Origin of the sequence: Lysinibacillus sphaericus, from assembly GCF_015844675.1 — a bacterium.
In the GTDB taxonomy this organism is placed as follows: Bacteria; Bacillota; Bacilli; order Bacillales_A; family Planococcaceae; genus Lysinibacillus; species Lysinibacillus sphaericus_E.
In genome coordinates this window covers 55,172-68,628 of the sequence record NZ_LDGC01000041.1, presented here as the reverse complement: position 1 = coordinate 68,628, position 13,457 = coordinate 55,172, and the positions used below count along the sequence as shown (strand labels likewise).

Below are 13,457 nucleotides of genomic sequence, written 5' to 3'. Positions count from 1 at the left end.
GGGAGGACCATCTCCCAAGGCTAAATACTACCTAGTGACCGATAGTGAACCAGTACCGTGAGGGAAAGGTGAAAAGCACCCCGGAAGGGGAGTGAAAGAGATCCTGAAACCGTGTGCCTACAAGTAGTTAGAGCCCGTTAATGGGTGATAGCGTGCCTTTTGTAGAATGAACCGGCGAGTTACGATTACGTGCGAGGTTAAGCTTTAGAAGGCGGAGCCGCAGCGAAAGCGAGTCTGAATAGGGCGAATTAGTACGTGGTCGTAGACCCGAAACCAGGTGATCTACCCATGTCCAGGGTGAAGGTGAGGTAACACTTACTGGAGGCCCGAACCCACGCACGTTGAAAAGTGCGGGGATGAGGTGTGGGTAGCGGAGAAATTCCAATCGAACTTGGAGATAGCTGGTTCTCTCCGAAATAGCTTTAGGGCTAGCCTCGTGATGAGAATACTGGAGGTAGAGCACTGTTTGGACTAGGGGGCCATCCCGGTTTACCGAATTCAGACAAACTCCGAATGCCAGATATTTATACACGGGAGTCAGACTGCGAGTGATAAGATCCGTAGTCAAAAGGGAAACAGCCCAGACCACCAGCTAAGGTCCCAAAGTAATCGTTAAGTGGAAAAGGATGTGGCGTTGCACAGACAACCAGGATGTTGGCTTAGAAGCAGCCATCATTTAAAGAGTGCGTAATAGCTCACTGGTCGAGTGACGCTGCGCCGAAAATGTATCGGGGCTAAACGATTCACCGAAGCTGTGGATTGACATCTACGATGTCAGTGGTAGGAGAGCGTTCTAAGTGCGTTGAAGTCAGATCGGAAGGACTGGTGGAGCGCTTAGAAGTGAGAATGCCGGTATGAGTAGCGAAAGACGGGTGAGAATCCCGTCCACCGTATGACTAAGGTTTCCTGAGGAAGGCTCGTCCGCTCAGGGTTAGTCGGGACCTAAGCCGAGGCCGATAGGCGTAGGCGATGGACAACAGGTTGATATTCCTGTACCACCTCCTCACCGTTTGAGAAATGGGGGGACGCAGTAGGATAGGGTAAGCGCGCTGTTGGTTATGCGCGTCCAAGCAGTAAGGCGTGTGTGTAGGCAAATCCGCACACTGTAACGTTGAGCTGTGATGGCGAGTCCGTATGGACGAAGTTCCTGATTTCACACTGCCAAGAAAAGCCTCTATCGAGGTGAGAGGTGCCCGTACCGCAAACCGACACAGGTAGTCGAGGAGAGAATCCTAAGGTGTGCGAGAGAACTCTCGTTAAGGAACTCGGCAAAATGACCCCGTAACTTCGGGAGAAGGGGTGCTCTTGAGCGTGCAAGCGCATGAGAGCCGCAGTGAATAGGCCCAGGCGACTGTTTAGCAAAAACACAGGTCTCTGCAAAACCGTAAGGTGACGTATAGGGGCTGACGCCTGCCCGGTGCTGGAAGGTTAAGAGGAGTGGTTAGCGCAAGCGAAGCTGCGAATTGAAGCCCCAGTAAACGGCGGCCGTAACTATAACGGTCCTAAGGTAGCGAAATTCCTTGTCGGGTAAGTTCCGACCCGCACGAAAGGCGTAACGATCTGGGCACTGTCTCAACGAGAGACTCGGTGAAATTATAGTACCTGTGAAGATGCAGGTTACCCGCGACAGGACGGAAAGACCCCGTGGAGCTTTACTGTAGCCTGATATTGAATTTTGGTACAACTTGTACAGGATAGGTAGGAGCCAGAGATCTCGGAGCGCCAGCTTCGAAGGAGGCGTCGGTGGGATACTACCCTGGTTGTATTGAAATTCTAACCCATGCCCCTTAGCGGGGCAGGAGACAGTGTCAGGCGGACAGTTTGACTGGGGCGGTCGCCTCCTAAAAGGTAACGGAGGCGCCCAAAGGTTCCCTCAGAATGGTTGGAAATCATTCGTAGAGTGTAAAGGCACAAGGGAGCTTGACTGCGAGACCTACAAGTCGAGCAGGGTCGAAAGACGGGCTTAGTGATCCGGTGGTTCCGCATGGAAGGGCCATCGCTCAACGGATAAAAGCTACCCCGGGGATAACAGGCTTATCTCCCCCAAGAGTCCACATCGACGGGGAGGTTTGGCACCTCGATGTCGGCTCATCGCATCCTGGGGCTGTAGTCGGTCCCAAGGGTTGGGCTGTTCGCCCATTAAAGCGGTACGCGAGCTGGGTTCAGAACGTCGTGAGACAGTTCGGTCCCTATCCGTCGTGGGCGTAGGAAATTTGAGAGGAGCTGTCCTTAGTACGAGAGGACCGGGATGGACACACCGCTGGTGTACCAGTTGTCTTGCCAAAGGCATCGCTGGGTAGCTATGTGTGGACGGGATAAGTGCTGAAAGCATCTAAGCATGAAGCCCCCCTCAAGATGAGATTTCCCATTACGCAAGTAAGTAAGATCCCTCAAAGACGATGAGGTAGATAGGTTCGAGGTGGAAGTGTGGTGACACATGGAGCTGACGAATACTAATCGATCGAGGACTTAACCAAAATGTTTGAAACATTCAATGCACCGTTTATCCAGTTTTGAAAGAATAATTAATTCTTTTATATGTCTAGTGATGATGGCAAAGAGGTCACACCCGTTCCCATACCGAACACGGAAGTTAAGCTCTTTAGCGCCGATGGTAGTTGGGGGCTTCCCCCTGTGAGAGTAGGACGTCGCTAGGCACCTGAAAAAGCCGAGGATTTATTCCTCGGCTTTTTTTTTTTGCGATTTTTTTAGTCAAACATATGATTCCTGCCAATTAATAGAGACTTATCGTAAGAAAAAAATGCTTTCTTTTCCTGTAATATAGTAATGGGTTAACAAGACAAATCTCTTTTTCTCCAAGTCATTTTTTAGGCTTAGCATTAACTTTTTAGGGTATTGTCAGTTTCAAAAATCCTTAGTATTGTAGCATTTCAGGATAGAGTGAAAACAATGAATTAATAACTATGAATAATCACCCTTCATCAAATCCTAAATTTATCGGCTCTAATGGCAAGGTTTTTTCTTGACCAAGCATATTTGTTGATGTAACAGATAAATCTACTTCTTCAAACTTAAATCCATCAACCCACACTTTACCTGTTCCTATTAATAGAATACCGAAGTGAATTGAAGCGCTTTCTTTTGGTACATCTAATACAATCGAATAGAAGTTCCAGTCCGTTGTACCCTGAATAGGTCTATTATCCATATTATCAAACTGAATCACGTCACCTGTACTATTATCTACGCGACACCAAGCTCCACACTTTACAACTTCATCTGTTTTTAAGAAACAAGAAAGTTTTATACGTTTTCCTAACCAATTCTCTGCTGAAAAACTTTGCATCATTGTCCCGAATTGCCCTTCACCTACATCTGTTTTCGAAGATAGTAAACCTGATTTCATGCCTGTATGAAATATTTGTCCATCCGTTTTCATTCCGTAAAAAGTTGGGTGTGAACCACTTAAGATCCAGCCTTTAATTGTCGTTAAATCACTCATGTTTTTTTCCTCCATCCCTTGAAGTGTTCGCATGATCTTGCGATATTTGCCAGGTGTCATTTTATATAGCTCTTTAAAAGAACGTGTGAATGCTTCTTGTGATTGATAACGTAACTCAAACGCAATTTGAATTATCGATTCATCTGAATATAATAAATACATTGCTGCTATTGCCAGTCTTCGTTTTCGAATATATTCACTTATCGTCAATCCAGTTTCTTGTTTGAAAATACGTGATAAATGAAATTTTGAATAGCCAATATATGATGCATAATCATCTAACTGCCATTCATCTAATAAACAATCTTCTAAAGAATAAATTACATCTTGAGTCACTTTGCTATACAAATTGCTCACCTCACTTCCTAAGTTTAGAGGATATATCATTTTGTTTTTTGATATTAATTGCTATCTTACTTCTTTTTCTATAATTGGATGAATAGTATAAAATTGATTTTGCAATCTAATCCCAAAAGGGGGGCTGTAAAATCAAATTCCTTCTTTAGTTCAATAAAACTTGTATCTCTTAGTAGCTAAAATCACTTTCCTAAGGATTAGCGTACAAATCTACATCAAATTCAGCTTCAATGTTTGCAGCAAACTTTATGATGTTTTTATCCAGATATAAAGCAGGGTATATCCCTCTTCTACTGTAACGACGATAGAGAATTTACACTCCAAGGTGTAAGCCTCTTTTATTTCGTTAATAATTAACGCCTTATTTTGTAGTTTATCTATAATTTGTTGGAGTTGGTTATTTACATCAAGCGATTCCTGATCACCTGTTCCTAAATCCCAACTTGTCTCTTTTCTATAACGAACAGTTGAACGGTTTGGAATTAAATCACCTTTTTTATAAGTTTCAGTAGGTGTTACTCCTAACTTTTCCGTTACATCATCTATTGAAAACTCATCTCCAAACAAGCTGAAATAAACCATTACTTGAGTTTTGTCCAATTTCAATCTCCTCTTCCATATAGTACCGATTGCCATTTTTTTATTATATCATCCTTCTATTCTGCACTGTTAATTCAAGAAGAACCGAGACATTTATTAAACCATCGCGCCCAATCGTTGAAAATGATTAAATCCCATAAACTATCTTTTAATAATCTCCCTTACTTATACCTATTTAATATCTCTTCTGGAATATGACAATAATCATCTGGACATCTAGCTAACCTATCTTGATGTTCTTCTGCACTTCTTATATAGTTTGTAAGAGGTAATACTTCAACAACTATAAGGTTGTAATCATTTCTCTCACTAAGAAACGCCTTCGCCTCTTTTAAGTGTTCAGGCTTTTCACTATATACTCCTGTTCTGTATTTCTCGCCAACATCCTGTCCTTGCTTATTTAAGCTGTATGGATCAATGATTTCAAAAAAATATCCCATTAATTCACTGATTGTTACAACTGTCGGATCAAATCCTGTTTTTACACATTCGGCGTACCCATCATAAACACCCTCAAGTGTATGACTTGTTCCATTAGCTCTTCCTGCTTCCGTAAACTTAACTCCAGGTAAAGTTTTTATAAAAGCTTGTACTCCCCATAAACAGCCACCTGCAAAATATACTACTTCCATATTGACTCTCCTCTTTGTTTAAAAAGTCCATTGATTTAATCCCTTTGATTTTTCATAGCTTTTAGAAGCCAAAGAAAACTGTATGAAAAAAGTGAAGTTACTATCATGCGATAGTAACTTCACATAGTTTGTTGATGAGATTATTTCCAATTAAAACCCTTTTTCGCTAAGAAATCTTTAATATGAGGACGGCGCTGTTCAATTAAGAAATCAGCCATTTGCTTTGTCCAGTTATCAATTTTTCGATTGGATGAGCGATTATTATAGTATGCTTCCATTGTGTCGTTGTACGCTGGTAAAAGCTCCTCATATTTTTCTGTATTGTATTCATTTTCATGTAATACTGCTGCGACAGGTAAACGAGGTTTTACTTCATTGCGACGTGCAGGAACCCCGATTGTTAAGCCGAATAGTGGGAAAACATAGTCAGGTAGATTGAATAATTCGCTTATTTCCTCTAGCTTATTACGCACTCCTCCGATGTAACAAATTCCATATCCCATAGATTCTGCAGCCACAACAAAGTTTTGCGCGAATAATGATACATCGGCCACTCCAACAAGTACATTTTCTGCGGAATCAGCGACGATGTCTACACCTTCTAATTTGCCTGCTGATTGAAGACGTTTGAAATCTACACAGAAGACAAAGGCACCGCCAGAAGTTTCGTATTGACGAGGATTACCTGAGAGTAACCCTAGTTTTTCTTTTTTCTCCTCATCAGTTACCCAAATGACACTATAAGCTTGCACAAAATGTGATGTAGCAGCCATTTGTGCAGTAGCAATTAATTCTTCAATAATTTCCTTTGAAATCGGATTTCCATCATAAATACGAACCGAAGAGTGGTTACGTAATAATTCTTTAACCATTAAAAAAATCTCCTTTTCCCTTTAATCTATCAAGAGCATATCACGCTTTTTCGTCAAAATCGAATTTTTTCGATGTTGAAATTATTTTTAAATAATTTGCGAATGCATAAAATTTCTCGTAAAATAAAATATTTTGTTAGTTATAGATTAAAAATTCTGAATAGTTTAAACTTATATGTGGGCGGTTTATTTGGTTGGATTTCTAATAAATGGATGAAGGTGCCAATAGGAATAAACCGGGTGATCTAGTTGAGCATAATAAAGTGGGATGGAGGAATAAGGATGGAAGAAAAGTTGGCGAAAAAGCTTCGTAATGAACAGCTACGGAGCAAGGTAGTAACAGCAGATGAAGCAGCGTCTTGGATTAAGGATGGTATGGTACTTGGGATGAGTGGATTTACTCGTGCTGGTGACGTAAAAGTGGTACCACTTGCGCTTGTGGAGAAAGCTAAAAAGGAGAACTTCAAGGTAGATGTATATACAGGTGCATCACTAGGCCCAGAAGTCGACCAATACTTAGCAGAAGCTGGCGTTATTCGTAAACGTGGGCCTTTTCAAGCAGATGCCGGCATTCGTAACAAAATCAACAGTGGTGACATCACATTCGTTGATGCGCATCTATCACATAATGCGGAGCTAGTACGTCAAGGGATTATCGGTCCCATTGACTTTGCGATTATTGAAGCAGCTGCTATTACAGAAGACGGCTTACTAATTCCTACAACTTCAGTTGGTAACTCTCCGATTTTTGTGCAAGAGGCAGACCAAATAATTATTGAGTTGAACGTAGCTCAGCTTGATGAATTAGAAGGTGTCCATGATATTTTTGTACCAGGACTACAAGGGCAACGTGATCCAATTCCATTGCAAAATGTATCCGATCGGCTTGGCACAATTGGTATACCACTAGATTTAAATAAAGTAAAAGGCATTGTAATTTCCGATATTTTAGATGCGCCATCAACGATTGTTCCTGCGGATGAAGAGACAGATATTATGGCTAATCATTTATTAAATTTCCTACGTGAAGAAATTAAAGTAGGGCGTTTAACAACAAGCTTAAGACCTATTCAATCGGGTGTAGGCTCAGTAGCAAATGCCGTTTTATTAGGTTTTAAAGATTCTGAGTTTGAGAACTTAGAAGTATATTCAGAAGTATTGCAAGACGCAGTATTCGAATTAATTGATGCCGGAAAGGTAAATTTCGCATCTGCTACTTCAATTACACTTTCCGAGGAAGTTGGAAATAGAGTTTATGGTAATTTTGAAAACTATACAGATAAACTAGTATTACGTCCGCAAGAGATTTCTAACCAACCAGAAATTATTCGCCGACTCGGGTTGATTTCTGTTAATACGGCATTAGAAGTAGATATTTACGGGAATGTGAATTCTACACATGTTTCTGGCACAAAAATGATGAATGGAATCGGCGGTTCTGGAGACTTTGCGCGTAATGCACGATTGGGTATTTTTGTAACAAAGTCTTACGCGAAAGGTGGAAATATTTCTAGTATCGTTCCAATGGTGTCGCATGTAGACCATACAGAGCATGATGTAGACGTCATCGTAACAGAGCAGGGAGTAGCAGACTTACGTGGGCTTGCTCCAAAAGAGAGGGTTGGACTTATTATCGATAACTGTGCACACCCGGAATATCGTGAGCAGTTATGGAAGTATTTTAATGATGCCAATGAAGCAACAGGTGGACATCATACGCCACATATTTTAGAAAAAGCGCTCTCATGGCATGTGAATTACGCAAAAAATGGTACGATGAAGAACCCAGCTTTATCGAAATAATTAATTGAAAAAGCCTTGAAGGACAGTTGATTTGTTCCTTCAAGGCTTTTCATTTTTAATAACGTAATCCCAAAAGCTCGTGGGGGGCTCCGAAGTGATCGGGTATCCCCAAGAAGTGATCGGCTAAGCCCCCGAAGTGATCAGGTACCCCCGAGAAGTGATCGGCTAAGCCCCCGAAGTGATCAGGTACCCCCGAGAAGTGATCGGCTAAGCCCCCGAAGTGATCAGGTACCCCCGAGAAGTGATCGGCTAAGCCCCCGAAGTGATCAGGTACCCCCGAGAAGTGATCGGCTAAGCCCCCGAAGTGATCAGGTACCCCCGAGAAGTGATCGGCTAAGCCCCCGAAGCGATCGGGTATCCCCGAAAAGTGATCAGCTAAGCCCCAAAAGTAATCAGGTTTTAAATGAAACCCTTGTTTCTTACAATAATCCAATCCATTTCCAATATGTTGCGGAGAATAGAAGAACTAGGATGTATCCGATGATCGTTAATGGAATACCAGACTTTAAGAAATCTTTTGTTGTAAAGGCTCCTGTACCATAGGCAAGCATATTTTGTGGTGCACTAATAGGTAAGAGGAAGCCGAAGCTAATAACGAATTGTTGCACGATAACGAAACCAACTTGATCGACATTAGCCGTTAATGTCGAGGCTAAAACGATAAATACTGGTATAAGCGCAGATGCTAAGCTTGTTGCGCTCGCAAAGCCTAAGTGGATAAGAATATTAAATAAAGTGACAAGGGCAATGGTTGCAAGAATTGGCATAGAATCTAAACCGAGTGAACCGAATACTTTATCAGATAACCAAGATGCACCTTTAGTATTAAGCAAGACTGTTCCTAACATAATTCCTACTGCAAAGACGATAATTGTACCCCAAGGAATATGCGGTTCAACTTGCTTCCACGTATAGACCCCGATTTTTGGCATTAATAAAATAGCAATTGCAACGATTGTGACCGTTGTCGTATCGAATGGGTGGAGTTTACCCTCAGCAGCCCAGAAAAATAGTAAAGCGACAGATGTTACGATTAACCGAATTTCAGGAGCTTTTAGTGGGCCAAGTTCCGCAAGCTGTTTTTTGATTACTTCTCGGCCACCCTCGATATTACTTGTTTCAGGCTTAATTAGTGTAATCATGATGAAAAATAGAGCTACTGACATAATGATGGAGAAGGGAGCAGCGTAAAGCAACCAAGCACCCCATGAAATATCCACACCAAATTGTTCTTTAATGAAATTTAAAGCGACCATATTTTGAGCAGCTGCCGTTTTAATACCGATATTCCAAATGGAGACTGCTTGCACAGAGGTAATGACAAGTAAAGCAGCAAGTCGACTATCGCGGGGTAAACCAAATGCCGCTACCATTCCGAGTAGAATTGGTACAACTGCGCCTGCACGTGCAGTAGCAGAAGGGACGAAGAATGCGAGTGCAATCGATACTAAAATAGCACCGAAGACAATGGCTTTCGTTTTTGTCCCTACTAGTGAAAGAATCCATAGTGCAAGACGTTTATGTAAATTGGTAATTTGCATGGCTGCCGCTAGGAAAAGAGCTGCGGCTACTAGTGCAACAGCTGAATTACTAAATCCGCTTAATGCTAATTTTAATGCATCGGATGTTCCTAGCTCTCTCGTTGGATCTTCCATTGACGGAGCTAATCCTAATAAAACTGTAACGAGAGCAATAATCATGGCAGAGCTAACGGGATAGGATACTGCTTCTGTAACCCATAGGATGACCGCGAAAGCTAAAATAGCCAAAGCTCTTTGTCCAGCTACAGGTAAATCGCCGTTGTTCGGTAAAAAAGTTATGATAATTAGGGATGCGAACGCTAATACAATCCAGAGTGGCTTTAAATTACGTTTCGGTTTTGCTTGTTCAGAAGTAGACATACTTTCTCATCCTTTCTAGCATTTTCTATAACATCGACTAGTAAAATGCTTTATTAAGAAAGTAAATTGTCTATTTATTGTAAAAAAAGCTAGTGTGTTCAAATGCTCTCTAGTTATAGCGATAATGGGCAGTTACGAGAAAATACGCGGTCATAGAAAAGACAAAAATATCCAAAAGATATTAGTTCTTCTTCTTGAATGCTGAGGTAACTTTAGGCTCAGTTCCTAGCATCAATCGTTTAATATTTTCAATATGCAAAATAATGGCTATACCAAAAAGAAATAAGGCTATAATCGTTGGGCCGACCCCAGGAATCCATAAATATGTGGCTGTACAAAAAACGAGATAGAATTCAAGTACACCGACAATTAAAAAGCTCGTCACGAAAGAAAAAATAACAAATAAAATGAGTGCAAATAATCCAACTTTCCAATCAATCGCAAGTAATATCCCGATAATTGAAGCAGTTCCTTTGCCGCCATTGAAGCCCATATAAAATGGGAAATTATGACCTAGAATGACTCCGGCTGCTACGATATAGATAAAGAGCCAAACCTGTACTTCAGTTAATTGTGTTATATCAGCAAGATAGACATGTGCACCGATTATTGCTGCAACACCTTTACCGATATCGATAAATCCGACTAATATGCCGTATTTCCATCCAAGGGAAAGTGTGGCATTAGAGGCACCTGCATTGCCAAAACCAGTCTTTTTTAAATCTACCCCAGATAAAAACTGAGCAACTTTAGAGCCATGAATACAGCCAATAAAATAACCAACAAGAAGAAAAATGATAATGGCTTTTAACATAAAAGTCCTCCTTTCTAAATAATAAGCCCATCACCAAAACGTGTGGTTGATTTCCGTTCCAACTGGGCGCTTTGTTGCTGACGCTTCGCTTTCGCACAGTTAAAACATTTGTTGCTGACGCTTCGCTTTCGCACAGTTAAAACATTTGTTGCTGACGCTTCGCTTTCGCACAGTTAAAACATTTGTTGCTGACGCTTCGCTTTCGCACAGTTAAAACATTTGTTGCTGACGCTTCGCTTTCGCACAGTTAAAACATTTGTTGCTGACGCTTCGCTTTCGCACAGTTAAAACATTTGTTGTTGCTGACGCTGGCTTCGTCTCCACTCCAATCAACTAATAAAAAGGGCGTATATTTTAACAAATCTCACCCCGAAACTTTTAGTGATGAATTATGTAACACTAAAATAATGTATGCGTTCGTAATACGTAAAAAAGCAGACAGAAGTTTCGGAAAAAATAAAATTTTAGTGTTGACAGAGAAAATGTCTATGTTTATACTTTGTAACAACGATGGAAATTGAATCACATACTCTTATCAAGAGCGGCGGAGGGATAGGCCCTATGATGCCCGGCAACCAGTAAGTGACGAGCTTGCTAAGGTGCTAATTCCTACAGATTCTTACTTGGATCTGGCAGATAAGGGGAGGAAAACTTGCAACCGCAACCCTCTTCTTAGCTGAAGAGGGTTTTTGTTTTCTACTTAAAAAATCCTCCTCATCTCCGGTGCCATCGTAAAAAAATAACCATATGGAGGTATACAATGACAAATTTTAAACCAGAAACATTGCTGTTACACGGTGGCCAAGAGCCAGACCCGGTAACAGGATCTCGTACCGTACCCGTATATCGCTCAACGGCATTCGTTTTTAAAGACACTGCTCATGCGCAACGTCTTTTTGCCTTAGAGGAAGCTGGCAATATTTACACACGAATTACAAACCCAACTGTAGATGTTTTTGAAAAACGCGTCGCTTTATTAGAAGGCGGTACAGCAGCGGTAGCACTTTCATCTGGTGCAGCAGCTATTGCATTTTCAATTTTAAATCTAGCAGGGGCAGGTGATGAAATTGTTGCAGGTAGCTCTTTGTACGGAGGTACTTATAATTTATTCGCCAACACACTACCAAACTACGGTATTAAAACAATTTTTGTAGACGAAACAAATCCAGAAAATTTCCGAGCAGCTATTACAGATAAAACAAAAGCGGTGTTCGCTGAAATTTACGGTAACCCAAGTTTAAAAGTGCTAGACATCGAAGCAGTAGCGAATGTAGCACATGAAAACGGCTTACCATTAATTATTGATAGCACATTTGCTTCACCATATGGCTCTACACCAATTGATTTCGGTGCAGATATCGTTGTTCATTCCGCAACAAAATGGATTGGCGGCCATGGTACAACTTTAGGTGGCGTTGTAGTAGATGCAGGGAAGTTTGATTGGACTCGTGGACGCTTCCCAGGCTTTACAGAGCCAGATGCTTCTTATCACGGTTTACGTTATGGTATTGACACAGCAGCGGCTGCATTTGCCACAAAACTGCGAGTGCAATTACTACGCGACTTTGGGCCAACATTAAGTGCAGATGCAGCATTTAATTTATTACAAGGTTTAGAAACGCTTCATTTGCGTATTCCTAAACACAATGAAAATGCATTAGCGGTAGCTGAATATTTACGAAACCACCCATCTGTGGAATATGTAAATTACAATGGCTTAGAAGATTTCCCTACCCATGAGTTAGCTAAAAAATATTTGAGAAATGGCTTCGGATCAGTACTTACATTTGGTATTAAAGGTGGGCGTGAAGCAGGGCGTAAATTAATTGATAGTGTGAAATTATTCTCGCACGTAGCAAACGTAGGGGATGCGAAATCATTAATTATCCATCCAGCATCTACTACACATCAGCAACTATCAGCTGAGGAGCTAATCCAAACTGGCGTGACCGAGTCGCTCATTCGCTTATCCATCGGTTTAGAGGCAGTAGAGGACATTATTGCAGATTTAGAACAAGCTATTGAACAAGTAACTGCTTCACAACAACAAATAGAAGCCTAATAAAAGACATTGGCTAATGCTGTAGCGTTTACGTATTTTCTCATTCGATAGGCCTCATTTGGTAATGCGTAAAACGTTGCTCATCATCCGCTTGCCTCATTCGGTAAAGGTAACTGAAATTCTTTTAAAATAATACCTAGTAATTTGATAAGTATTGTTGACTTGCTTAAATCCTTGTTTTATACTAGGAAATAAGAAAAGCGTTCGACATTTAGTTTTCATAAGTGCTCCCCCACTTTTGAAATATATGAAGCGGAGTAGTTGCTAAGTCAGTAACTACTCTTATCTACCAATACTGATGATAAAGGAGTGTTTTAAATGGGAAATGTGTATAGTGCGCGAAACATTGCATCTTATCTTATTTATGAGTTAAATGAAGGTCATGTTTTTGTGAACAACATGTCCATTCAAAACATACTTGCATCAGTAGAGAGTAAATGGCAAGAGAACTTTGGCCATTCAGCTTTTAAGGAAATTGTTTATATCAAAGAAGAAGGCTATACAGTAAAAGAAGTTTTTGAAGCTTATGAAGGCTATGGAGCAAGTCATATCCCTCTACCTGCGACAGAGTATTACTTAAAATACGGCACGTTCCAATTAGTTGAACGTACGTATGCAATACCAAACTTTACACTAGAGGAAATAAGACTGGTGCAACAAGCGTTAACACAATATCGTTATAAATTACTAGCCAAAGCTAGTTAAATCTCTCATATAATTATGCTCATTCTCTGCTGCTACAGAGAATGAGCTTTTTAATTAGATGTTGGAAGATATACTAACATAATAGAAAAAATTTTATTAATATATTTCAAAAGAACAATTTTTAGTAATGTATTTACATAAATATAATAGAAGAAAGACATTTATTTTTGGCTCATTACAAAACTGCGGATGACATTTGTTAAAATTAATAACAATATAAGTTGATTGGAGTGGAGGTTGGGCGGCTC

General features: G+C 40.8%; 9 protein-coding genes, 2 rRNA genes and 1 riboswitch. Of the genes, 5 read left to right on the top strand and 6 right to left on the bottom strand.

The annotated features are described in order from the left end of the window. Both ABE34_RS12275 and rrf read left to right on the top strand, forming a co-directional pair. Positions 1–2,477 (top strand): 23S ribosomal RNA (locus ABE34_RS12275); the annotation flags it as partial. Between the two features lie 64 nt (positions 2,478–2,541). Next, positions 2,542–2,657, top strand: a 5S ribosomal RNA gene (gene rrf, locus ABE34_RS12270). A gap of 275 nt (positions 2,658–2,932) precedes the next feature. On the opposite strand, the gene ABE34_RS12265 is transcribed toward rrf, so the two are convergent. The 4 genes from ABE34_RS12265 to chrR form a co-directional block, all read right to left on the bottom strand. Next, positions 2,933–3,811, bottom strand: coding sequence for a helix-turn-helix transcriptional regulator (locus ABE34_RS12265; protein WP_241747257.1), 879 nt, complete (start codon positions 3,809–3,811; stop codon positions 2,933–2,935). A gap of 255 nt (positions 3,812–4,066) precedes the next feature. Then, positions 4,067–4,420: a DUF4279 domain-containing protein gene (locus ABE34_RS12260; RefSeq protein WP_430982164.1), complete on the bottom strand. Its 354-nt coding sequence runs from the start codon at positions 4,418–4,420 to the stop codon at positions 4,067–4,069. A gap of 161 nt (positions 4,421–4,581) precedes the next feature. Continuing rightward, positions 4,582–5,052, bottom strand: a complete 471-nt coding sequence (locus ABE34_RS12255) for a peptide-methionine (S)-S-oxide reductase (protein ID WP_197142852.1) — start codon at positions 5,050–5,052, stop codon at positions 4,582–4,584. Positions 5,053–5,192: 140 nt separating this feature from the next. Continuing rightward, positions 5,193–5,924, bottom strand: coding sequence for a class II chromate reductase ChrR (gene chrR / locus ABE34_RS12250; RefSeq protein WP_079564026.1), 732 nt, complete (start codon positions 5,922–5,924; stop codon positions 5,193–5,195). A gap of 282 nt (positions 5,925–6,206) precedes the next feature. On the opposite strand from chrR, the gene ABE34_RS12245 reads away from it, so the two are divergent. Beyond that, positions 6,207–7,727 carry a succinate CoA transferase gene (locus tag ABE34_RS12245; protein WP_197142851.1) on the top strand — a complete coding sequence of 507 codons (1,521 nt, stop codon included), beginning with the start codon at positions 6,207–6,209 and terminating at the stop codon, positions 7,725–7,727. Positions 7,728–8,146: 419 nt separating this feature from the next. Here the strand turns inward: ABE34_RS12245 and ABE34_RS12240 are convergent, their stop codons facing one another. Together ABE34_RS12240 and ABE34_RS12235 are read right to left on the bottom strand one after the other, a co-directional pair. Further along, complete coding sequence (locus ABE34_RS12240; RefSeq protein ID WP_197142850.1) at positions 8,147–9,628, bottom strand: DASS family sodium-coupled anion symporter; 1,482 nt, start codon at positions 9,626–9,628, stop codon at positions 8,147–8,149. A 181-nt stretch (positions 9,629–9,809) separates the two neighbouring features. After that, positions 9,810–10,442 carry a glycerol-3-phosphate acyltransferase gene (locus ABE34_RS12235; protein WP_197142849.1) on the bottom strand — a complete coding sequence of 211 codons (633 nt, stop codon included), beginning with the start codon at positions 10,440–10,442 and terminating at the stop codon, positions 9,810–9,812. Positions 10,443–10,971: 529 nt separating this feature from the next. Next, positions 10,972–11,085: riboswitch (SAM riboswitch) on the top strand. 117 nt (positions 11,086–11,202) lie between these two features. On the opposite strand from ABE34_RS12235, the gene ABE34_RS12230 reads away from it, so the two are divergent. After that, on the top strand, positions 11,203–12,504 hold the full coding sequence (locus ABE34_RS12230; RefSeq protein WP_197142848.1) for an O-acetylhomoserine aminocarboxypropyltransferase/cysteine synthase family protein: 1,302 nt from the start codon (positions 11,203–11,205) through the stop codon (positions 12,502–12,504). A gap of 318 nt (positions 12,505–12,822) precedes the next feature. Then, positions 12,823–13,209: a hypothetical protein gene (locus ABE34_RS12225; protein ID WP_197142847.1), complete on the top strand. Its 387-nt coding sequence runs from the start codon at positions 12,823–12,825 to the stop codon at positions 13,207–13,209. Positions 13,210–13,457 lie beyond the last annotated feature (248 nt).

Bases quoted from the DNA above. Each gene is read 5' to 3' on its own strand.
- ABE34_RS12255 (WP_197142852.1), bottom strand. From the start codon at position 5,052: ATGGAAGTAGTATATTTTGCAGGTGGCTGTTTATGGGGAGTACAAGCT.
- chrR (WP_079564026.1), bottom strand. From the start codon at position 5,924: ATGGTTAAAGAATTATTACGTAACCACTCTTCGGTTCGTATTTATGAT.
- ABE34_RS12225 (WP_197142847.1), top strand. From the start codon at position 12,823: ATGGGAAATGTGTATAGTGCGCGAAACATTGCATCTTATCTTATTTAT.
- ABE34_RS12245 (WP_197142851.1), top strand. From the start codon at position 6,207: ATGGAAGAAAAGTTGGCGAAAAAGCTTCGTAATGAACAGCTACGGAGC.
- ABE34_RS12235 (WP_197142849.1), bottom strand. From the start codon at position 10,442: ATGTTAAAAGCCATTATCATTTTTCTTCTTGTTGGTTATTTTATTGGC.
- ABE34_RS12230 (WP_197142848.1), top strand. From the start codon at position 11,203: ATGACAAATTTTAAACCAGAAACATTGCTGTTACACGGTGGCCAAGAG.
- ABE34_RS12240 (WP_197142850.1), bottom strand. From the start codon at position 9,628: ATGTCTACTTCTGAACAAGCAAAACCGAAACGTAATTTAAAGCCACTC.